Genomic DNA, 20,793 nt, shown 5'->3' on the forward strand with positions numbered 1-20,793 from the left:
CAAACTTCTCGAACCCTAGATTGACGCCTCCATCTACACGGAATTCGTCATAGAGGGTTATGTTGGGTTGGAACAAATGTCCCTATCCTGAGGTTAATCATATCAGGCTGCAATCTCTGCTAATTACAAGAAGGATTGGAAGATGGAACTGACCGTCGAAAGGTTCGATCTCGACGATGCGGTTCGACTTCCGAACACTGACCGTCCGACGCCCCCAGGTGCTGTCATACCGACTGATTTCTATTTCGTCGTGGATGAGCAGACGGAACAGATCATCGAGCCGATCGCGATCTTCCTCTTGCAGAAGTTCAACGGACCTAACTCCTACAAGGGTGGGATTTGGGCGAAGGCCGCTTCCGCAGAGGCCGCAGCCAACGATCTGAAGAACTGGTGGAGTTTCATCGATGCACATCCGGGTGTCGAAGACTGGACCCAAGTCAGCGACCTAGTGCTAAACCAGTACATCCGATCCTTGGTGAAGATGCCGAGCAAAAAGACCGGTGACTTCCTCGATGCGGCGAGCATACGTCGTTACTGCGCATCGATCGAGAGCTTCCATGGTTTCGCCCGCGAAAAATGGCCGCAGCACAGCTTTCCTTCAATGGAGCGCGCTCGCGCGCTTCTCGGTAGCGCGGGCGGGGCTCCCAGTCATGCTGCGGATGAGCAACCGCGACCACTGTCACCGAAGAACATGCGGAAGCTGAATGCGCATATCGGCCCGAAGCCCTCCGAGGCGTCACAGAGCGAGTCCAGTAGAACGCGGCTCGCCTGGATGATCGCACATCAAACCGGACTACGCGTCGATGAGATAGTCAATCTCAAGGCCACCACCTTCGCCGATCTCGACATCAGCAGAAGGGCAGAGTTGTCGGTGGTGATCTTGACGGTATCCAAGACCAAGGGGCTCAAAGCGCGTGAGGTCTTCTTCCCCGTGTGGCTCGTCGGCGAGATAAAAACTTACATCGCTGGTGAAAGAGAGAGAAGTCGCAGGAAGGGTGCACCCCTTCTTGGTGCGGATGAACCTCAGAACCTGCTCCTCAACCGTCCAGACGCACCTGCCGGCAACGCGGGAAAGCGAGCCACTGCTGCAACAATCGAAGCCGACTTCGCGCGCGCCATCAAGGACGCCGACCTCATGCGGACCGAAGAGCATCTCGCGGGAACCAAGGATGCGACACTCGTCGAGGTCGCCATGCACACGTTCCATGACGGCAGACATACCTACGCTCACGGGGTCTTCGGAGGTCTGTTGGAACAGGGAATGGTCACCGACGCCGCTTGGCTCCTGCTGCGCAACCGGCTCGGCCACAAGCATACCCGAACGACGATCGACACCTATCTACGATCATTCAGCGAGATACCAGGCAACACCTCCGACCGGCTGGCCGAATATCTCGCCAAAACCGAGGATCGAAACTTCGTATGAGCAGCGTCGGCAGGAGGGATGCGGGAAGCGACCGCGCGGAATTCGCGCGAAGGCTCAAGGAAGATACTTTCGGCGAGCTTATCGAGGAAACGCTTTTCGAACGAAACGGTGTCACTTTTGCCAGATTCGATGATCACGGGATCAAGCGGCCTTTTGATTTGGGATACATCGATGAGTTCACAGATCCGGAAGCGGGCAGAGCGCTCATCGAGGGCTTCGTGGTGGCAGCGGCAGAGTGCAGTGGCTATGGGGGCAGGTACTCTCTCTACAAAGACATGAAATACAAGCTAGGCGGGTTCCTGCAGGGCCGCTCAATTGCCGGACCCGAATCTTTCGATACTGATCTGATCTCCGAGTTCGGTGATTGGCTTACAGAACGATATGCAGGCAAGCGCCGCCAGAAGGCGGCGGGTATCAATGTAGTCCGACGCCTCATTGATGCATGGCGTAGAATGCCGGCTTGGCAAGATCGCGTTTGCAGCGAGATAGCCTTTCCACCGCAACGCAAGGATCGCAGGTCTCCGACGGTGACCACGGATCCCTCGCTGAGCGAAGCGGATTACGAGAAACTGTGGTCAGTAGCTGCCCGCAAGTCCCGCAGGATCATTGCGCTCCATGAGCGTCGGAAGATCGCACTCGAGAAGTGGGAGGGTCGGCAGATCGAACTTTCGGATATGAAACGATCGCCAATCGCTTTGGCCGCCTATCTTTCTCGGACTTACGCGGACGAGATACCACCTCCTTACACGAAGATCAGCGGCCGTTACCTCGGCAGACGCATCAAGGTCCGAGATTGGCAGCGGGCTCGTGGAATTCTCATGCCCAGCGTGGACGAATTCATTCCTGCGATCATCATCCTCACCCTAATCTTCGCACTCAACCCATCAACCATCCAGGGCTTCCGCCACAAACGCGACTATCGACGGGAGGAAGTGCTCGGACGCGAGCGGCTCTTCATCATGCCGGTGAAGCGCCGAGCGAAGGGAAAGAAGCAGCGCAACAGCATCGTCTGCACAGAGGATGGTGACAATCCCTCGCGCATTCTCAGGTATGTCGAAGAGCGCACGGCTTTTCTCCGAGCCCGTTCCGAACCCCCGCATACCGAGTTGCTCTTCCAGTGGATCACCAAGGACGGCCTGCGCTCCTTCGCGGGCTCGGACTTCACATTCCGTACCGCGTTGGCGAAGTTCGCGAAACTCCACAAGCTGGAGGGGCTCCAGCTGAAGAAGCTGCGTCCGACCACCCTCGATGCGATCCACAAGATCACCGGAGGCGACCTCCTGCAGGTCAGAGATCATGCCAACCACGAATCCATCCAGACGACGTTCGTGGACTACCGCACCGATGCGATAGCGAGACGTGACGAGGAGAAACTCGGGCGGGCAATGATGCAGAACGAGCGCTACCTCGCGACTGGGGGAGTGATCCGTTCCTTCCTGGTCGATCCGAAACTGGACCGTGGTTCAGCAACACCGGGCTACGCCTGCCTCGATCCCCTGGACAGCCCGATCCCCGGTGAAGTGAAGGGGAGGCTCTGCGCAGCCTACGGGCGATGCCCCATCTGCCCGCTCGCCGCCGTCCAGCCGACGCCCAGCGGGTACGCATATCTGCTGAAGTTCCTCGACAAGATCGACGAAGCGTTCACAAGCGAACTCGTGAGCGGTCCCGAATGGATCGGTCGATGGGCGATCGTGAAGAAATCGGTGCTGCTGCATCTTCTCATGTTCGACGATGAAACGGTTCTGGCTGGGGAGCGGCAGCCGACACCGGAACTGCCGGCGATAGAGTGATGATCTCGGGCTCATCCAAACATCGACCGTTGAACCTTCGGGATCTCGCGCCACTCGCCGAGTTGGTGGCGAGAGACCCCTGGATATCCGGTCGTAGCCGGTGGTCGGACAAGCGATGGTACCTAGATGGCAAGACGCCGGGGCGTCCTCCGTTCTCGATTCACTGGCGGCTGGACGGCGTGAACGCAGAATTGGCGAACGAGTTGAAACTACTCGCCGCATGTCTTCTGCTTCCACGCCATGCGGATATTGCCTTGCAGAAGTTCTCCAATGGTCCGGTGATTGAGATCGCGCTCGTCTACCTTGCAAGGTTCATGGTCGAGGAGCGATATGAATCAATATCTGATCTGGATGTTGCGGCGTTCGCGATATTCAGAAGGCATCTCGAAGGGGCGGCCTCGCAGCCCTTCGATTTCTTGACTTCAGAGACCTATCCCGAAGATGATTGTGACGAGGCAGGCGATTTCTCGAGCCAAACCGGATCGGATCGCGACGTCGCCGCCGACGACATCGAAGTCGATCGCCCTACCTTCAACTTCGTCAGTCTCCGATTGAAGCCTTGGTCGTGGCTGCATCAGGTTCAGGGCGATCTCGGACGTGCGGGGGTGGCTGTCAATGCCGTAGGGCTGTTCGAGAGCAGGACGGTCGCGAGCATGGCGATGCAGATGTCGAGCGAGGGGCTCAAACGGCTCGAAGACCTACCTGACGAAGTCATCCTGCCCATCATCGGTGAAGCCCATAGGCTCATGGGAGCGCCCGCCGATCAGACCATCTGGGTCCAGGACGAATATCTTAAAATCGGGCCGCGTGACCTCAGCATCCCTTTCCAGACGACCGACAAGCGCAATCGTCTCGTCAATTTCCTGGATTTCAAGCTCGATGGCGAACGTTGGCTGCAGGAGAGCGGCGCTGCGGGCCGGGACCCCGGGATGCGGGTCGCGGAAGCAGTCAGGACGATCCGCGATGCCTGCTTGATCATTCTCAACGCCGGCATCGGGTGGCGGATAAGCGAGGCGGCCAGCGTCGAGGTCGAGCCGATGAGCGACGACACCGCTCTACCCAGTTGCATCGAGATCCGGCCTTCCTCGTCCGGCACGAACGAGCATTTCTGGTTGAAGGGCTATCTTTCGAAGAACCAGCGCAAGCCGACCCCGACCGAATGGCTGATCGGGGCTCGGGTCAGCGGCAGCGATGCAGAACCCATGACCGTGCGCGCCGTTCGAGTGCTAGAGCGGCTGTTCCGGCCGTGGAGAGAAAATGCTCCAACCCCCTTCCTCCGACGCCAACTGGTCCTCAATTGGTACAATTCCTCGATCACCTTCGACCCGCAACACATCGTCGAGATCAGGGCCGAGGGGATGCGGACGAGCGCTCAAGCGTTCATCGAGCGGCAGGTAGGACTCGCCGAGATACTGAAGCCACAGGTCGCCTCGAAGCCCGGCCTCGCCCCGTACTACGAGACCGGTGGCCGCTGCATCAGGCCGCATCAGTGGCGGCGTGCCTTCCACCGCATGATCTTCCGGACGAACCCCGATCTCGGCCCCGCGATAAGCAGGCACTTCAAGCATCTCTCCCTCGCGATAACGGAGAACGGCTACATCGCCCGGAGCCCTGCAGCGCTGGAGGAGAGCGAGGCGGTGGCAACGAACGAACTCGTAAGGCTGCTTTACGAACGCAACGAAGCCGACACCCCGGCAGTAGCCGGTGCTGACCGGATCCTCGAGCGTCACCGCGCGCGTCTTTCGGAAATCATCGATGGTGACGATCTGGAGAATGCGAGCGACCGGCTCCGGGGCTTCATCGAACACGCCGACCTTCGCCTCTGGCCTGCGGAACATGGAAGCTGTCTCATCGGGCTCCATCCGGACAAGGCCGCCTGCCATGTCCGCGGCGGCCGGATCGACTGGCGCGTCGAGGAACCGAACGTCGAGCGTCGGAATCCCGGCCTGTGCTGCAGTTGCCCCAACTTCATTCTCGGGAAAGCCGACATTCCGTTCTGGCAGCGCCGCTACGAGGAAAACCGAACCGCATGGGAGCGGTCCGGTAAGATCGCGGCATTCCGGGTGGCGAGGGATCGCGCCCATCAGGCCCGCACCATCCTCGCTCATCTCGGCGCGCCCGTACCCGCCGACGAAATCGATCAAACCGAAATCGTTCGAGGAGAACGCCGATGAGCCTCGTGCCGGAACTCGACCATCCAGAAGATGAATGTCCACGCCCGTATCGACGCTTGCTGGATGCTCTGCACCGTCTGCTCGACGGCACACCCCAGTCACCGGAACTGCTCGAGCAGATGGAAGATGCCGACGGTTCGCATAAACCCCTGATCACACAGACCAACGTCGCGATCGAAGCCGGCAGCCCCTCCCTGCGGAAGTACATCTCAGGAGAGAAATGCAAGTACCCGAGGATGGCCGCCTACATCGTCTCATTGCGATCCACCCATGGGGTCAGCGAGGGCACTCTCGAGAAGATCAGACGACAGGCGGAGCTCATCGCCCGGTACGAGCAGAAGGTCAGAGTCCTTCGCTCGAAGGTCCTCGATGCCATCCGGGAAAAGGACGAGGCCCTGCAGGCGCTGGCGGATGAGAGGTCGCGAGCGAGGCGGAAGGCCGACTAGCCCCGTCAGTGCGGTCCAGGAGGCTGGACCCCTCGAAGCCGCTTCCAACCGAGCATGCCAAGACGGGTCTGGGTCTCTTGATGCACACGCCCGGCTTTAGGCATTCGCCAGCGTGGGTAGCTCGAACGCCCGGACAGGGTCCCGACTATGCCTTCGGCAGCGCTCGCCGTGCCATGGAAGACATCTCCCGTCGCGAGATTGATCCAGTCGCAATGTGCAAGGGTCAGGTACAGTGTGGCAGCGGCAAGGTCGTCGCACCGCAGCATTCCCATGAAACCTTCATCACTCCCGATAGCGGCTCCGATGTGGTCCGAAGCGTCGTCGACCCTGTGCGCGAGCGTTGCGGCATCGACATCGAGCTTGAACGTATCGGGAGTGGTTGGGAGGAACCTGATACGATGTCGTCCGATGAAGGCCGTGTCGGAATTCGTGCGGAAACCGGCAACGGAGTTGCCTCGCAGAGCGGCCCGCAGGGCATCGACAGCACCCTCGACATAGGCAGCAGGAAGCGCTTCGCCGGACCTCGCGAGTTCCCCCCGAACGTCCTGTAGGTCGAGAAGCAATAGCTGAAGCCTTTCTCCGACATCCACACCTTGAAACGAGGGATTAGTCAACGGACAGATCCTTCGCGCAACTTCGCGAGCGCTAGGCGGAGCGATTGCGGCACCTTGGTGAGGGTCCGGGCGAGGGAAGTGCCTCGCGCGTCCTCGTCGTCGCCATGCAACCAGGACACCATCCCTGCGTCGAGCACGCGACCGAGCAGTTCGACCGTCAGCCGCAGCCGATGCTCCGCCCGCGAGTCCAGGCTCCGCCAGGTGCCGCCGTCCAACAGCACGATCTTCTCGAGCCATTCCGAACCCAGACCACAGTCAGCAGCTCTCGAACCGGCGACGGCCTTCAGATGGGCGACTTCGTCGAAGTTTGTCGTAGCGTCGGACATGGTAGAACTTTCCCCTTGATGCCGATCACAATGATAATACTTTAAAGTAGTTCCCAATGGCTACGTGTGAGATTGCGATGATCACGAAGACGGACTTCATCAGATTCCGGTCCTGTGCCAAATGCTTCTGGCTGCAGCGGACGAGGCCCGAAGAGTTTCCCACGCCGGGCCCATCGTCCTTCGATCGGCTCCTCGCGCGCGAAGGCCAGGAGGTCGAACGCATCGCCCTCGACCATTTGGCCGACCTAATCGGTTCGTCTTCGATGGCGAAACAGACGACGTTCGAGCACGGCGGCTTCCTCGCGCGTGCCGACGCGATCGATCGACGTCCGGACGCCATCGACATCTACGAGATCAAGGCTTCGACCTCGTATAAAGAGCACGTCATCGACATATGCTTCCAGCGTAATGTAGCCGAGTTGGCGGGGGAGACGGTCGGCAAGTGCTGCATCGTACACCTCGACCCCGGCTACCGGCTGGAAAACGTCCTCGAGCCTGAGCACCTCTTCGTCATTGCCGACGTAACTGACGAAGTGGACCGGATGGCATGCGAGGTACTCGCGTCGATGCGATCCGCCGAAGCCCTTCTCGACCAGGAGAGCATCGACGAGACCCGCTGCGATTGTCGCCATGTCGGTAGCCGGACGCGCCATTGTTCCGCCTTCAGTCATCTGAACAGTGACCTCCCCGACCTGACCGCGCACGATCTGCCGCGGGTGTCCAGCAAGCGATTGACGTCCTTGGACGAGGAGGGGCGACTGGCCATCGATGCGATCGAGGATGACGACGTCACACCCAAGCAGCGGGTGATCCTGCGCGCGCTGAGAAGTGGCGAAGCCCAACTGGACAAGGCGGCGATCTGGAGCTTCCTCGATGCTCTCGTATGGCCACTGCACCTATACGATTACGAGACGATCGCCCCGGCGGTTCCTGTGTCGAGGGGGCACGGTCCCTACATGACCCTGCCGGTCCAGGTGTCGATGCATGTCCTGAATGAGGACGGCGGCCTGCGGCATCACGAATGGATCGCCGCCGAATACGGACGACAGGACGAACTGGTTCGAATGCTGCGCGAGACTGTCGAAGCCAGAGGCTCGATACTGGTATGGAACAAGTCGTTCGAGATGGGGTGCAACAGGCGGATGGCGGACCTGCTTCCCGCACACGCCACGTTCCTCGCCGACATGAATGACAGGACGATGGATCTCATGTCACCGTTCCAGCAGGACTACGTCCATCCGGGCTTCAGGGGATCGACCTCCATCAAGAAGGTGCTGCCGGTGCTCTGTCCGGACCTCGATTACGGCGAACAGGCAATCCAGGACGGAGCGATGGCGATGGAGGGATGGACGCAGATGATCGGGGCGAGGGACGTTCGTCGCGAGCGTCTGAAGTCCGAACTTCTCTCCTACTGCCAACTCGACACGCTAGCGATGGTCAGGATCCTCGAACGACTGGCGATCGATGTCGGATGGAGCGCTCTGCCACTCATCCGCTATCAGTAGGGGCCTGTCGGATCGTGGAAGTCGAGGTCGCCTCCCAGCATTTCGCTTCGCACGACTTCGCCTGACGCCGTGATCTCTACGAACATCCTGACCTCGACATCCGCTTCGAGTTCGGCGGTGGCGCTCTCGGCACCGAAATAGCTGTCATCCTCCTTGTCGTAGAACGCCAGTTCGCGGTCTTCGAAATCCACCTGAGCCAGGATGGGCTGAACGAAGTCGACGATGACTCCGTAACGGTCGGCGGCAGCGGATATGACGGTCCAGCCGATCTCCTTCGCATCGCCGGCGGCCCGTGCCGACTCGATATCGCCATCGGCGAGATCGCCGTAGTAGACGATCCCGACGTCTCCGAGGTGCTCGTCGACGAGGCCCGCCAGTTCCTCAGCGAAGGTGGAGGCCCCTACCATCAGGTCCACTGCGGCTTCGACGTCAGGAGAATGTTCGCGTGTCGCCGATGAGAGGAGCTCCGCAAGCGTCTCCAGAGGAACGAGCCTCCCAGAAGCGAGAGCCGCTCTACGCATTCCTCCATCGCGCGTCACGACGTACATCGAGGTGTCGTTGTCCTCGCACCACTTGACGAGAGCCGCGATTACGAAAGCGTCGGGAAACTCCTTCGGTTTCTTCTTCTCATCGAACGGCGGGTGGCGATCGAAGTATGCCCTGAAGATGGGAACAGGATCCTGAGAGGCCGCGGCATGTTCGCGTGCTCCGTGGGTCTTCAGAGCCGTCCGGAAGGCACCGAAATACGTCTTGCTCCATGCCGAGTGATCGATGCCTGTCGGGACTTCGGGCATCTCCTGCGCATGTGCGGGTATCCTTCCTCGCCACTTCGTCGCCAGGCCGGCGGTCTTGCCCAGCTCCCTCACCAAGCCTTCCGTCAAAGCCCCGACGTGACGCAGGCATTCGCGCAGCGTGATGTCGGTCGTGTGCAGACGAAGTGTATCAGTCCCGATGTGTTCGAACAGGGCCGTGAGCGTCGGATGGCGGGTGTCGAACTCCACCTCACGATAAGTCTGAGTGTCGATGAATACATTGCGAGTGACGAGAGGACCAATGTTCTCTTCAGGAGCGCCATCTTCCTCACGAGATTGCATGGTCATTCCCCACGTGTCTCAGGGCACATTCCGGGTACGCGCGGACGAATTCAAGCATGGTCCGCATCAAGATACCGCATCGACCATTCCGTGGCCCCCACCACTTCGTTGTAATGCACGTCGGCTGATCGTTCGCCTGCGATCACCATACTGACACCTGCGGGATACGGACCATAGAAACGAAGGTCCGTCAACAACGCGTGCACCGCTGACATGACCTTGGAGCGTGCCTCGAATCGCACCTCCTCATCCTCGTCGTCGAGGGAGGCCCGCAATCGGTTGATGCGGGTCCATTGCTCCTCCTTGCTCGGAGTGTGCACCAGAAGGAGAAACCTCTCGCGGGCTTCTGCTAACTCTACGTCCGCGGCGTCGGCTTCCGCGGCAAGATCGGTCCAAGCAGTCTGCGCCTCGTGCCGACCGGTCTCTATGGCGATCCTGAGCGCCGATCCTGCACGGTCGCTGGCGATCTGCCACACTCGCTCGAGCCGCGCGATCTCGATCTCAAGATCTCGTATGTCGGATTGGGAAGCGGTCCGATCATCCTGTAACGCTTCGAAGATGATCGGGTCCAGTATGCCGGCTTCCCAGATCGCATAGTTGAAATGGAGACCGTTGTCGCACCCAAGCCCGCGCTGGTATCCGTCGCAGACCAGATAATCCTCATTGACCCAGGAACCATCGGCGCGCTGTTTGCGTCCCTTGCCACGGAAGGTCATCTTCGAACCGCACGTGCCGCAGCGCGCCAGACCCGAAAAGAGGTTCACCAGGCGGCGGCCGCGCCCCGTGAAGCGCCGGGTCCTTTCATCCATCGCGACAATCGCACGGCGATGGAGATCCGCGTCCACGACGGCCGGATAGTAGTCGACCAGGACTTCGCCGGTCAGTTCGCGTGCCGAACCTCGGGCCTTTCGTCCTGGATGGAGTTCGCCGATCACCGCCGGGTTGCGAAGGATCTTCTGGATGTACGAAGCATGCCATCCTTCGGCCCGGCCGAAAGTGGGCACACCATCACGATTGAGGTTCTTCGCAATGTGATGCTTGCCGTATCCTGCGACGGTCTCCTGGAAGATACGACATATCACCTCGACGCGCTCCGGGATCGGGATGAATGTCGGCGGGGACCCGACCACCTCGAGCCAGGCGGGAGCGCGCCGTGTCATCACGAACCGCTCACCGGCATTCAATCGGCGGCGTTTCGCCGCCCACGCAGCGCCGAGTCTCTCGCTCTTTTTCTGTGATTCCTCGTGACTCAGCTGCGCCTTGACGACGACCTCGATTATCGAAGCCATGTCGAAGTTGCCCTTCGAGTAGCGGCGGGCTCCATCCACCGTCGCCACGACAACGCCGGATTCGGTCAGGTTCATCATCCAGAGGAACACCTTGCCGGGTTCCTGGCGTGAAAGGCGGTCCAACTTCTCACAAAGGAGGATGACGCCGTCAGGGTATCGCCCTGCTTGGACGTCGTTCACGAAGCGCCCGAGCGCACCGGACGACGCATGCTCGCCCTTGAATGCACTTATGCCATCGTCGACCAGTTCGTCGATGACGGTCCAATCATTCTGACCCGCATACTGACGGCAGTCCTCACGCTGCCTCTCGAGACTCGAGCCCTTGGCTTGTTCGGTGCTTGACCACCGCATGTAGATGACGCAGTCCATGGAAAATTTCCTACGCTGTGTAGGTATATACTATCTTAGGAGGTTGTGCCCGCCGGCCGCCGCGATCTCGAGCGCGCGCTTGGCGGTCTCCTGTCCCTTGACCTGCTTGAGGTCGCCGCCGCCGACCTCGCTTTCAACCACGCCGGGTTCGGGGTCGGGCAGTTGCTGCGTGCCTTTGAGGTGATTGAGCAGGCTCGCCAGATCGGGGGCGGCGCAGACCGGTATCTCGCTCGCCCAGCGCGCTTCGGAGCCCTGCGCGCGTGGGCAGATCAGCCCGGCCTCCGCCTCGCTCGCGTGGATTGCCGCCAGCAGCACGCCGGGCGAGGGCACGATCCGCGCGTCGAGCGCCAGTTCGCCCACCGCGATCCAGTCGCCCAATTGCTCGGCATCGGTCACCCCCATCGCTGCCAGCAGTGCCAACGCAATCGGCAGGTCGTAATGCGAGCCTTCCTTGGGCAGGTCGGCGGGTGAGAGGTTGATGGTGATCCGCTTGGGCGGCAGCGCAAGGCCCATGCTGGACAGCGCGGCGCGCACGCGTTCCTTGCTTTCGCCTACCGCCTTGTCCGCCAATCCGACGATATTGAACTTGGGCAGACCCGGCGCGACCGAGCACTGCACTTCGACGCTGCGTGCCTCGAGCCCGAGATAGGCCACCGTTTTGACCAAAGCGACCAGGATTAACCCCCACCCCCGCAATCACCCCTAGCTGATGCCGTGAAAGCCCCTGTTTGTCGAGGGTTAACGGGTTCACACTGGAGGTGAAGCAGCATGGTTAACAGCGGGTTATCCATACCTCTTGAGCCGCTGGAAAGCGCGCGTGCGGCAAAAGATTGCCATGTTCAGAATTACAGCAATCCTCCTTTCCGCTCTTGGTACCCTGATCGCCGCTCCGGTGGCCGCACAATCGCTGACCCTGGTCAGCCTGCCGGTCGTCTATGTCGCCAGCCCGGTCGTCCAGCAGACGCACCAGGGCCGCGCGGTCCTTCCTGCCGCGGTAGTCCGCCCCCAGGCACAGCCGGTGCGCGAGCGGCAGAACCTTGCCGCTGTCCGCCCGCAGACCTACACGCCCGCCGCATTGCCGGTGTGGAAAGCCCCCGCCTTCATCGATCGCCGCTTCCGCGACTATAACCGCGGTCTTGCGCAGTACGGCCCGTTCCGCGTGATCGACGCGCGCCGGGTGGCGCTGGTGGGCGAAACCGATGCAGCGACCCCCGGTTATTTCCGCGCGATGATGCGCGACTTTCCCGGCATCGAGCAGCTCGACATGGTCGAATGCCCGGGCACCCGCGACGACCGCGCCAACCTCAAGGTCGGCCGGATGATCCGTGCAGCGGGCCTTGTCACCCACGTTCCCGCGATCGGTTCGGTCCGTTCGGGTGCGGTCGAACTGTTCCTCGCCGGTGTCGACCGCGACATTGCGCATGGCGCCGAGTTCGCCGTGCACAGCTGGATGGATGCCTATGGCCGCGAAGCCGACGATTTCTCGTTCGATGCTCCGGAGAACCGCCAGTATCTCGACTATTACCGCGAGATGGGTATGAGCACCGACCAAGCGCGTGCATTCTATGATTTCACCAATTCGGTTCCGCATGCGCGTGCCCTGTGGCTTGGTGCGAGCGACATGCGTCGCTGGTCGGGCCGCCCGCAGCAGGCCAAGACTCCCGCGCGGACCAAGGCTGTCCGGTCGGCCCCGACGCTGGCCTATGCCGACGTCACTTTTTCTTGACGCGAGAGGGCGGTTCGCCTAGGCGCGCGGCCCTGTAGGTCGTCGCTCGCAGGGGCGGCCCTTTTTGCTGGCCCGAATCACTCGAGCCGGCAGCCAACCGAAATCTTTTGTAAGGACGATCCGATGAAGCGGACATTCCAGCCCTCGAACCTCGTGCGTGCACGCCGTCACGGTTTCTTCGCCCGCAAGGCTACTCCGGGTGGCCGCAAGGTCCTGCGCGCCCGTCGCGCCCGTGGCCGCAAGAAACTCTGCGCGTGATGTGACGCGCCGCGCCTGAGGCGCGGCGACAATCGCACCACACTGGCGGGCTCCCATTCGGGGGCCCGTTCGCGTATCTGCCATCCATGCACCCGAGCCTCTCCGTCATCCGCAAGCGCGCGGACTTCCTCGCGGCGAATCGCGGGCTGCGGGTTGCGCGCCCCGGCTTCGTGCTGCTCGCGCGGCCCAATGACGGGCAGGGCAAGCGCTACGGCATCACCGTCACCAAGAAGATCGGCAATGCGGTGGTGCGCAACCGGATGAAGCGGCGGTTTCGCGAATTGCTGTGGGACGCGCTGCCCGGTGCGGGCCTGCCCGATCACGATCATATCCTGATCGGCCGCGAGGGCGGGATCGAGCGCGATTTCGGCGCCCTGCGCGAGGAACTGGCCGCCGCGCTCGCGCGCGCTGCTGAAGGCAAGGGCGACCGTCCGCGCAAGCCGCGCCACCATCGCAGCCGCCGCGCATGAAATATCCGCTGATCTGGATTGCGCGGCTGTGGCAATTGGGGCCCAGCCTACTGCTGCCGTCGACCTGCCGCTACCATCCCTCGTGCAGCCAGTATGCGATCGAGGCGCTGGGAAAATACGGCGCGATCAAGGGTGGATGGATGGCCTTCAAGCGTATATTGCGCTGCAACCCCTGGGGCGGCCACGGCCACGACCCGGTGCCCTAGTACTGTCTTGACAGGCTAAGACACCACCCCACATTCTGACTTTCGACCGGACAAAGACGGGACCGACCTTGGACAACCATCGCAATTTGATCCTCGCCATAGTGCTTTCCTTCCTGCTGTTGCTGGGATGGACCTCGGCGATGGACTACCTCTACCCGCAGCCCGAACAGGCGCTGGTCGGGGACCGGGCGGATACGCCGAGCGAACAGGTCGCCCAGGCGGCCGACGGGGCGGCAACGCGGCATTCGCGCACCGGCGGCCTCGTCGATCCGGCGATGCGCGCGCAGGAAGTGGCCGATCTGAAGACCGCGCTGGCCAGCCCCGACCGGCTGCCTATCGACGCACCGCGCGTGGCGGGGTCGATCAACCTGCGCGGCGGGGTGATCGATGACATCGTGCTCAAGGGCTATAACGAGACCACCAGCAAGGATAGCGAACCGGTTCGCATCTTCTCGCCCAGCGGCACGCCCGCGCAGCAATTCGCCCAATTCGGCTGGGTCGGTTCGAACCTCACGGTTCCCGGCCCGCAGACCTTGTGGGAAGCCGATGGCGATGTCCTGACCGCCGACACGCCCGTCACGCTGACGCATGACAATGGCGAAGGGCTGACCTTCGCCATCCGCTATTCGATCGACGACAAGTTCATGGTCACCGCCGAACAATCGGTTGCCAATAGCGGCGGCGCCCCCGTCGTCATCCAGCCCTTCGGCCTCGTCAATCGCACCAGCCGCACCGCGAGCGAGGATCTGTGGATCGCGCATTCGGGCCCGATCGGCGTATTCGGCGATAGCGCTGATTACGATGTCGATTACGACGATCTCGACGACGACCAGCGGATCTCGCCCGAAGGCCGCACCAGCTGGGCCGGCTTCACCGATATCTACTGGCTCGCCGCGCTCGTCCCGCAGGACGATACCGCGCCCGAAACCACCTTCCGCGCGCTGGGCGACGAAACCTATCGCGCGGACATGATCTACGAACCGAGCAATCTGGCTGCGGGACAGGCATACACCGTCACCTCGCGGCTCTATGCCGGGGCCAAGGAAAGCGTGATCCTCGACAGCTACGAGGATGCCGGGCTCCAGAAGTTCGGCCTCGCGATCGACTGGGGCTGGTTCCGCTGGTTCGAAAAGCCGTTCCTGTGGCTGCTGCGCACGATCTACGACGCGGTCGGCAATTTCGGCATCGCCATCATCTGCCTGACGATCATCGTGCGCGGGGCCATGTTCCCGATCGCCCAGAAGGGCTTTGCCAGCATGGCGTCGATGAAGGCGATCCAGCCGAAGATGAAGGCGCTCCAGGAACAGTACAAGGACGACAAGCCCAAGCAGCAACAGGAGATCATGGCGCTCTACAAGAAGGAGAAGGTCAACCCGGTCGCGGGCTGTCTGCCGATGCTGCTCCAGATCCCGGTGTTCTTCGCGCTGTACAAGGTGCTCTATCTCGCGATCGAGATGCGTCACCGCGACTTCCTGTGGATCACGGATCTGTCCGCGCCCGATCCGGCCAATCTGGCCAATGCGCTGTCCTATGTCGGTATCGAGGTGCCGCAGTTCCTGATGATCATCTTCGGACTCGGCGTGCTCGGTGTCCTGCTCGGCTTCACCATGTGGCTGACCTTCAAGCTCAACCCGAGCACGCTCGATCCGATGCAGCAGAAGATCTTCGACATCATGCCGTGGATCCTGATGTTCGTGATGGCGCCGTTTGCCGCGGGCTTGCTGCTCTACTGGGTGACCTCGAACATCCTCACGTTGGCGCAGCAGAAATACCTCTATTCGAAGCATCCGCAGCTGCGCGCCGCGATCGAAGAGGACAAGGCAAAGAAGGCCGCCGAAGCGGCCAAGGCGGGCTCGTGACCGAAGCCGAAGCCGCCGAACAAGCCGCGCTCGAACGGCGCGCGGGCAAGCTGTTCTCGGGCCGGGTGGATTTCCTCCTCTCGGCGCCGCAGCTCAAGTTCCTGCCCGAACCGACCGTCCCCGAGATCGCCTTCTGCGGGCGCTCCAACGTGGGCAAGAGCTCGCTGCTCAATGCGCTGACCGGGCGCAAGTCGATCGCACGCGCCTCGGTCACGCCGGGCCGCACGCAGGAACTCAACTTCTTCGAAGTGGGCGAACCCACGCTGTTCCGTCTCGTCGACATGCCCGGCTACGGCTTTGCCAAGGCGCCGGTGAAAGTGGTCGAGAAGTGGAAGAGCCTCGTGAAGACCTATTTGCGCGGCCGGCCCGTACTGGCGCGCACGCTCGTGCTGGTCGACGGGCGCCACGGCCCCAAGGATGTCGACCGCGAGATGATGACCATGCTCGACGAGGCAGCGGTGGGTTACCGTGTCGTGCTGACCAAGGCCGACAAGATGAAGGCGAGCGAACTCGCCAAGGTGATCGAGGCGACCGAAGTCGAAGCCCGCAAACACGTCGCCGCCTTTCCCGAAGTCCACGTCACCAGTGCGGAAAAGGGCATGGGTATCGGTGAGCTAAGGGCGGCTGTGCTGGGGGATGCGGGGGTTTAAGAGCCGTATACTGCCCTACTAGGGGCGACGACGGGTTGCACTGCCTGTAAACGCCGCAACCACGATGTCCAAAAGTTCATCGTCTTCGGGTATGTCTTTCGTGCCAGCGTTCAGGACAGGCATCGGGTCTCGTTGGTTACAAAGCAGGTCATTATGAAACGGGCTTTGCGGATACGAACGATTGTCCAATCGAATGCCCCAACCAAATCCCGATAGATCGAAAGTATATGCCCTCTTTCCCCATTTAGGGGCACCGTATGGTGGTACGGCAATCTCAGGATGTTCCTTTCCATCGACTGTCCAAACCTTGCGAACTACGATGACGCGCGGCTCGTCACCAACATCGTTGAAAACAAAATTGCGCAGCGAAAACTCCCACGGTCCCAAAGAAAGCCCTTCATGCGACATGTGGGGTGAAACGGCAGCGCGCCAAAGAGTGGCTGCCACGAACTTCACGAGAAGTGCGGGCTTTGGGTTAGGGACTTCGAAGCCTAAGCCACTAGGTAGCGAAACCGCCTTCTGACTGAAGCCTCGTATCCATCGCACCGCATAATCGTCGCAATCGCCGAGTGATGCTTCGCAATCTTGGCATAAGATTGACTTGTCCCAAGGGCCGGACTGATACTCGACCCACCGACCCCGCCCACGGTCCGCAGCAAACATTGCTGTCTCATCACCTCGTATCGAGTGCATCAATGATCGGGGAAGAATGTGTGACTTTACAGTCTTCCTTGCTCCACAGACCTTACAAGGCAATCCGCAATCCTTCGAAGACAAAACTCTTGATGGGTCAACGCGCGAACAGCATCGCGTCGTCGGCGAAGGCCTTCATCTCCAGCGCGTTGCCGCTGGGGTCGCGGAAGAACATCGTGGCCTGTTCGCCGGGTTGTCCCTTGAAGCGGATGGTCGGCGGGATCGCGAATTCGGTGCCTGCGGCCTCGAGCCGTTCCGCCAGCGCCTGCCAGTCCGCCATCGCCAGCACCAGGCCGAAATGCGGCACGGGCACGCCGTGCCCGTCGACATGGTTGTTCGCGCGGTCGCCCGCTTCGCCGGGGGCAAGATGTGCGACGATCTGGTGGCCGTAGAAATCGAAATCGACCCATTCGCCGCTGCTGCGTCCCTCGCGGCAACCCATCGTTTCGCCATAGAAGGCGCGCGCGGCGGCAAGGTCGTGAACCGGGAAGGCGAGGTGGAAGGGCCTGAGCGACATGTCTACTCCGTCGCCCCTGCGAAGGCAGGGGCCTAGATAAGGGGTCTTGCTGGCACACCTTGCGCCTGATGGAAACCGCATCGAGTATCGCTACCGTTATCCGGATTCCCGCCTGCGCCGGAATGACGAACCGGGGCCGGGCGGCCTTGCCTGTTCAGCCTCGACAGTGCCCGGTCGGGCCTCTACCGCCGCCCCACGCAAGGTGGGTGCACACATGAAGCTGATCATCGGCAACAAGAATTACTCGAGCTGGAGCCTGCGCGGCTGGCTCGCGGCCAAGCAGTCGGGCCTGTCGTTCGAGGAAATCACCGTGCCGATGTTCGGCAAGCAATGGGATGCGCTCAAGAGCGAGGATGGCGGCACACAGCCCTCGCATGGCAAGGTGCCGATCCTGTGGGACGACGAGGCGGTGGTGTGGGACAGCCTCGCGATCCTCGAATATCTCGCCGACAAGGTCGGGCGCGACCGGTTCTGGCCCAAGGACGCGGTCGCGCGCGGCATGGCGCGCTCGATGGTCGCGGAAATGCATTCCTCCTACCATGCTCTGCGCGGCGAATGCCCGATGAATGTGCGCAAGCGGTTCGAGGGCTTCACCCCGAGCGAGGCCTGCCGGCAGGACATCCTGCGCATCCTCGGGCTGTGGGCCGAGGCACGCAGCCGCTTCGGCAGCGGCGGGCCGTTCCTGTTCGGCACTTTCGGCGCGGCGGATGTCTATTTCGCCCCCGTCGTGTCACGGTTCATCAGCTATCAGATCGCCGTACCCGGCTTCGCCGCCGCCTATATGCAGGCGGTGTGGGAGCATGAGTGGCTGCAGGCGTGGATCGAAACATCGGAAAGCGAAGAATGGGTCATCGAACAATACGAAACCATTGCCTGAGCGCATGCGCCGCGCTGGCGGCGTTGCTGCTGCCCGCGCAGGCGCAGGCCTGGGGCTTCTACGCGCATACGGTGACCGCCGATATCGCGCTGGAAAACGTGCGCCCGCAGACGCACGCGGATATCGCCCGGCTGTTGCAGGCCTCGCCCATGCTGGGCACGCCCGATTGCGATCTGGACAGCCTGCAGGGTGCGAGCGTGTGGCCCGACTGCCTGCGCGGTCAGTACTGGCGTTGGGGCTACACCTTCGCCTGGCACTACCAGACCGAGCCGGTCACCGAGGAATATGACGCGCGCAAGAACTGCTCGGGCCTCGGCTGCGTCAGCGCGCAGGTCGAACGCAACCAGCGCATCCTCGCGGACGAGAGCCTGCCCGACAATGTCCGCGTTGAAGCGCTCGCCTTCCTCGTCCACTTCATCGGCGACATCCACATGCCGCTGCATTCGGGCGATCACGACGACCGCGGCGGCAACGACCGCGAGGCCGCCTATGGCATCGTCCCGGGGCTGAACCTGCACTGGGTGTGGGACGGGCCGCTGGCCGAACGCGCGATCAGCGGCAATCCGCCGATCGCGCGGCGCTATTCGGACGCCGAGCGGGCCGAACTGGCGGGGGGCAATGCCGCCGACTGGGGCCGCGAAAGCTGGCAGATCTCGCGCGAATTCATCTATCCCGAAACCTTCGGCTGCGACCCGTGCGAGGGTGCACTGCCGCGCGAGACCGCGCTGTCGCAGGAACTGATCGAACGCTCGGCCCCGATCGCGCGGCGCCGCGTGCTGCAGGCGGGATTGCGCATGGCCGAATATCTCGATCGCGCTTTCGAGCCGGGGCCGTTGCCCGAAGAGGTGCGCGACTAGGGCAGGCGTTCGGTCGGATAGCGGGTTCCGTCCTTGTGGGCATAGCCCTCGGCATCGAAGACCATGTCGATATCGGGATATTCGCCCGAATCCACTTCACTGCTGCCACCGCTGACGACCACGAAGACGCAATCGGCAGCCGAGCGGTTGTGCAGCCGGTGGCCATTTTCGACGCCTGCGGCCCATGCAACGACATCGCCGGGGCGGACCACGACCTCGCCCGTATCCTCGATCAGCACGGCCTCGCCTGCCAGCATGACCAGCAGTTCGTCCTTCTGCCGGTGCCAGTGTCGCTGCGATGAGAAGGCATCGGGCTTCAGCACGACATGGCTGGCCCCCAGATAGGTCAGCCCCGCCACAGGCCCCAGCCGGCGGTACCAGCGCCCCTGCACCTCGGCATCGTAGGGGGCCGGGTAACCGGTTGCTTTGGTCTGGGGGATGGCATCGAGATCGAGCTTGGGCATCGCTGGGCACTCCTGCTAGCGCGTGCAGCATGACTGATGTTCTCGATCTCGCCAAGCGGCTGATGGCCGCGCCCAGCGTCACCCCCGCCACCGGCGCGGTGTTCGACGCGATGGAAGCGATGCTGGTGCCGCTCGGCTTCGAGGTGACGCGGTTCACCCGCGGAGAAGGCGCCGTGGGCACGCCCGAAGCGCCGGTGGAGAACCTCTTCGCGATCCGCCGCGGGCCCGAAGGCTCGCGGCACCTGGCCTTTGCCGGCCATCTCGATGTCGTCCCGCCCGGTGGCGGCTGGACCAGCGAGGCCTTCGCACCCGAAGTGCGCGGCGAGCTGCTCTATGGCCGCGGCGCGGTCGACATGAAGGGAGCGATCGCCTGCATGGTCGATGCGGCGGCGCAGGTGCCTGCCGACGCGGGGACGATCAGCTTCATCATCACCGGCGACGAGGAGGGCCCCGCGCTGCATGGCACGCGTGCGCTGATCGACTTCATGCGCGAGCAAGGCCACCAGCCCGACCTCTGCCTCGTCGGCGAGCCGACTTCGGTCAACCGGCTGGGCGATATGATGAAGATCGGGCGGCGCGGTTCGGTCAACATCTGGCTCGAAGTGCAGGGCACGCAGGGGCATGTCGCCTATCCGCACCTGGCCGACAATCCGATCCCCAGGCTGGTCGCGATGCTTGCCGAACTCGACGCGCTGGTGCTCGACGAAGGCACCGACTGGTTCCAGCCGAGCAATCTCGAAGTGACCGAGATCGACGTGCCCAATGATGCACACAATGTGATCCCCGCGCTCGCCAAGGCGCGGATCTCGATCCGCTTCAACGATCTGCATTCGGGCGCATCGCTGTCCGAGAAGGTCGGCGGGATCGCGGAAAAGCATGGCGGCAGCGCGCTGCCGATCATCAGCGGCGAGCCGTTCCTGACTCCGCCGGGCACCTTCAGCGACAGTATCGCCGCGGCCGTGAAGGCGGAAACCGGCGTCGATCCCGAACCCTCGACCACCGGCGGCACCTCGGATGCGCGGTTCCTGCGCAGCGTCTGCCCGGTAATCGAATTCGGGCTGGTCAATGCGACCATGCACAAGACCAATGAGGCGGTCGCGGTGGAGGATCTCGCCACGCTGAGCCGGATTTACGCGCGGATCGCCCGCGACGTGCTCGGCGGGTGAACGCGCGCCTCCTCACA

General features: G+C 62.3%; 21 protein-coding genes and 1 pseudogene. 15 read left to right on the plus strand and 7 right to left on the minus strand.

Annotated elements, in window-relative coordinates; genetic code table 11:
* Nucleotides 1–142 precede the first annotated feature (142 nt).
* From J2S32_RS13115 to J2S32_RS13135, 5 genes are all read left to right on the plus strand, one after another.
* Nucleotides 143–1,426 carry a tyrosine-type recombinase/integrase gene (locus tag J2S32_RS13115; RefSeq protein ID WP_067675041.1) on the plus strand — a complete coding sequence of 428 codons (1,284 nt, stop codon included), beginning with the start codon at nucleotides 143–145 and terminating at the stop codon, nucleotides 1,424–1,426.
* Nucleotides 1,423–3,216, plus strand: coding sequence for a hypothetical protein (locus J2S32_RS13120; RefSeq protein WP_253522062.1), 1,794 nt, complete (start codon nucleotides 1,423–1,425; stop codon nucleotides 3,214–3,216). Before J2S32_RS13115 ends, J2S32_RS13120 begins: the two co-directional genes overlap by 4 nt.
* Before the next feature lie 254 nt (nucleotides 3,217–3,470).
* Nucleotides 3,471–5,390, plus strand: a complete 1,920-nt coding sequence (locus J2S32_RS13125) for a hypothetical protein (RefSeq protein ID WP_067673913.1) — start codon at nucleotides 3,471–3,473, stop codon at nucleotides 5,388–5,390.
* A complete protein-coding gene (locus J2S32_RS13130) occupies nucleotides 5,387–5,836 on the plus strand; it encodes a hypothetical protein (RefSeq protein ID WP_067673915.1) in 450 nt (149 codons plus the stop codon). Before J2S32_RS13125 ends, J2S32_RS13130 begins: the two co-directional genes overlap by 4 nt.
* 173 nt (nucleotides 5,837–6,009) lie before the next feature.
* A complete protein-coding gene (locus tag J2S32_RS13135) occupies nucleotides 6,010–6,387 on the plus strand; it encodes a hypothetical protein (RefSeq protein ID WP_067673917.1) in 378 nt (125 codons plus the stop codon).
* Nucleotides 6,388–6,446: 59 nt separating this feature from the next.
* On the opposite strand, the gene J2S32_RS13140 is transcribed toward J2S32_RS13135, so the two are convergent.
* Nucleotides 6,447–6,776: a hypothetical protein gene (locus J2S32_RS13140; RefSeq protein ID WP_067673903.1), complete on the minus strand. Its 330-nt coding sequence runs from the start codon at nucleotides 6,774–6,776 to the stop codon at nucleotides 6,447–6,449.
* A gap of 77 nt (nucleotides 6,777–6,853) precedes the next feature.
* Between J2S32_RS13140 and J2S32_RS13145 the strand changes: the two genes are divergently transcribed.
* Nucleotides 6,854–8,281, plus strand: a complete 1,428-nt coding sequence (locus tag J2S32_RS13145) for a DUF2779 domain-containing protein (protein WP_067673907.1) — start codon at nucleotides 6,854–6,856, stop codon at nucleotides 8,279–8,281.
* Here the strand turns inward: J2S32_RS13145 and J2S32_RS13150 are convergent.
* From J2S32_RS13150 to J2S32_RS13160, 3 genes and pseudogenes are all read right to left on the minus strand, one after another.
* The gene (locus J2S32_RS13150; protein WP_156492816.1) at nucleotides 8,275–9,381 is read right to left on the minus strand and encodes a PIN domain-containing protein; all 1,107 of its coding nucleotides are present in this window, start codon (nucleotides 9,379–9,381) and stop codon (nucleotides 8,275–8,277) included. The genes J2S32_RS13145 and J2S32_RS13150 overlap by 7 nt on opposite strands.
* A 44-nt stretch (nucleotides 9,382–9,425) precedes the next feature.
* On the minus strand, nucleotides 9,426–11,033 hold the full coding sequence (locus J2S32_RS13155; protein WP_253522064.1) for a recombinase family protein: 1,608 nt from the start codon (nucleotides 11,031–11,033) through the stop codon (nucleotides 9,426–9,428).
* Nucleotides 11,034–11,069: 36 nt separating this feature from the next.
* Nucleotides 11,070–11,708, minus strand: a pseudogene (locus J2S32_RS13160) (magnesium chelatase domain-containing protein); the annotation flags it as partial.
* Nucleotides 11,709–11,868: 160 nt separating this feature from the next.
* Between J2S32_RS13160 and J2S32_RS13165 the strand changes: the two are divergent.
* From J2S32_RS13165 to yihA, 6 genes are all read left to right on the plus strand, one after another.
* Nucleotides 11,869–12,759 (plus strand): alpha/beta hydrolase, encoded by an 891-nt coding sequence (locus tag J2S32_RS13165; protein ID WP_253522066.1) that lies wholly within the window; start codon nucleotides 11,869–11,871, stop codon nucleotides 12,757–12,759.
* A gap of 123 nt (nucleotides 12,760–12,882) precedes the next feature.
* On the plus strand, nucleotides 12,883–13,017 hold the full coding sequence (rpmH, locus tag J2S32_RS13170; protein WP_057884309.1) for a 50S ribosomal protein L34: 135 nt from the start codon (nucleotides 12,883–12,885) through the stop codon (nucleotides 13,015–13,017).
* Nucleotides 13,018–13,103: 86 nt separating this feature from the next.
* On the plus strand, nucleotides 13,104–13,487 hold the full coding sequence (gene rnpA, locus J2S32_RS13175; protein ID WP_253522068.1) for a ribonuclease P protein component: 384 nt from the start codon (nucleotides 13,104–13,106) through the stop codon (nucleotides 13,485–13,487).
* Complete coding sequence (gene yidD / locus J2S32_RS13180) at nucleotides 13,484–13,693, plus strand: membrane protein insertion efficiency factor YidD (RefSeq protein ID WP_253522070.1); 210 nt, start codon at nucleotides 13,484–13,486, stop codon at nucleotides 13,691–13,693. The genes rnpA and yidD overlap by 4 nt, the downstream gene beginning before the upstream one ends.
* A 68-nt stretch (nucleotides 13,694–13,761) precedes the next feature.
* Nucleotides 13,762–15,552, plus strand: a complete 1,791-nt coding sequence (yidC, locus tag J2S32_RS13185) for a membrane protein insertase YidC (protein WP_253522072.1) — start codon at nucleotides 13,762–13,764, stop codon at nucleotides 15,550–15,552.
* Nucleotides 15,549–16,202 carry a ribosome biogenesis GTP-binding protein YihA/YsxC gene (yihA, locus tag J2S32_RS13190; protein ID WP_253522074.1) on the plus strand — a complete coding sequence of 218 codons (654 nt, stop codon included), beginning with the start codon at nucleotides 15,549–15,551 and terminating at the stop codon, nucleotides 16,200–16,202. Before yidC ends, yihA begins: the two co-directional genes overlap by 4 nt.
* A gap of 18 nt (nucleotides 16,203–16,220) precedes the next feature.
* On the opposite strand, the gene J2S32_RS13195 is transcribed toward yihA, so the two are convergent.
* Both J2S32_RS13195 and J2S32_RS13200 read right to left on the minus strand, forming a co-directional pair.
* Nucleotides 16,221–16,610, minus strand: coding sequence for a hypothetical protein (locus J2S32_RS13195; RefSeq protein ID WP_253522076.1), 390 nt, complete (start codon nucleotides 16,608–16,610; stop codon nucleotides 16,221–16,223).
* A gap of 382 nt (nucleotides 16,611–16,992) precedes the next feature.
* On the minus strand, nucleotides 16,993–17,412 hold the full coding sequence (locus tag J2S32_RS13200) for a VOC family protein (protein ID WP_253522078.1): 420 nt from the start codon (nucleotides 17,410–17,412) through the stop codon (nucleotides 16,993–16,995).
* A gap of 214 nt (nucleotides 17,413–17,626) precedes the next feature.
* On the opposite strand from J2S32_RS13200, the gene J2S32_RS13205 reads away from it, so the two are divergent.
* A complete protein-coding gene (locus tag J2S32_RS13205) occupies nucleotides 17,627–18,289 on the plus strand; it encodes a glutathione S-transferase family protein (RefSeq protein WP_253522080.1) in 663 nt (220 codons plus the stop codon).
* Entirely contained in the window at nucleotides 18,256–19,146 is an 891-nt protein-coding gene (locus J2S32_RS13210; RefSeq protein WP_253522082.1) for a S1/P1 nuclease, read from the plus strand. The genes J2S32_RS13205 and J2S32_RS13210 overlap by 34 nt, the downstream gene beginning before the upstream one ends.
* Here the strand turns inward: J2S32_RS13210 and J2S32_RS13215 are convergent.
* Nucleotides 19,143–19,610: a cupin domain-containing protein gene (locus tag J2S32_RS13215; RefSeq protein ID WP_253522083.1), complete on the minus strand. Its 468-nt coding sequence runs from the start codon at nucleotides 19,608–19,610 to the stop codon at nucleotides 19,143–19,145. The genes J2S32_RS13210 and J2S32_RS13215 overlap by 4 nt on opposite strands.
* A 29-nt stretch (nucleotides 19,611–19,639) precedes the next feature.
* On the opposite strand from J2S32_RS13215, the gene dapE reads away from it, so the two are divergent.
* The gene (dapE, locus tag J2S32_RS13220) at nucleotides 19,640–20,776 is read left to right on the plus strand and encodes a succinyl-diaminopimelate desuccinylase (RefSeq protein ID WP_253522084.1); all 1,137 of its coding nucleotides are present in this window, start codon (nucleotides 19,640–19,642) and stop codon (nucleotides 20,774–20,776) included.
* The last annotated feature ends 17 nt before the right edge of the window (nucleotides 20,777–20,793 follow it).

It is taken from the genome of Qipengyuania citrea, from assembly GCF_024171405.1.
Classification (GTDB): Bacteria; Pseudomonadota; Alphaproteobacteria; order Sphingomonadales; family Sphingomonadaceae; genus Qipengyuania; species Qipengyuania profunda.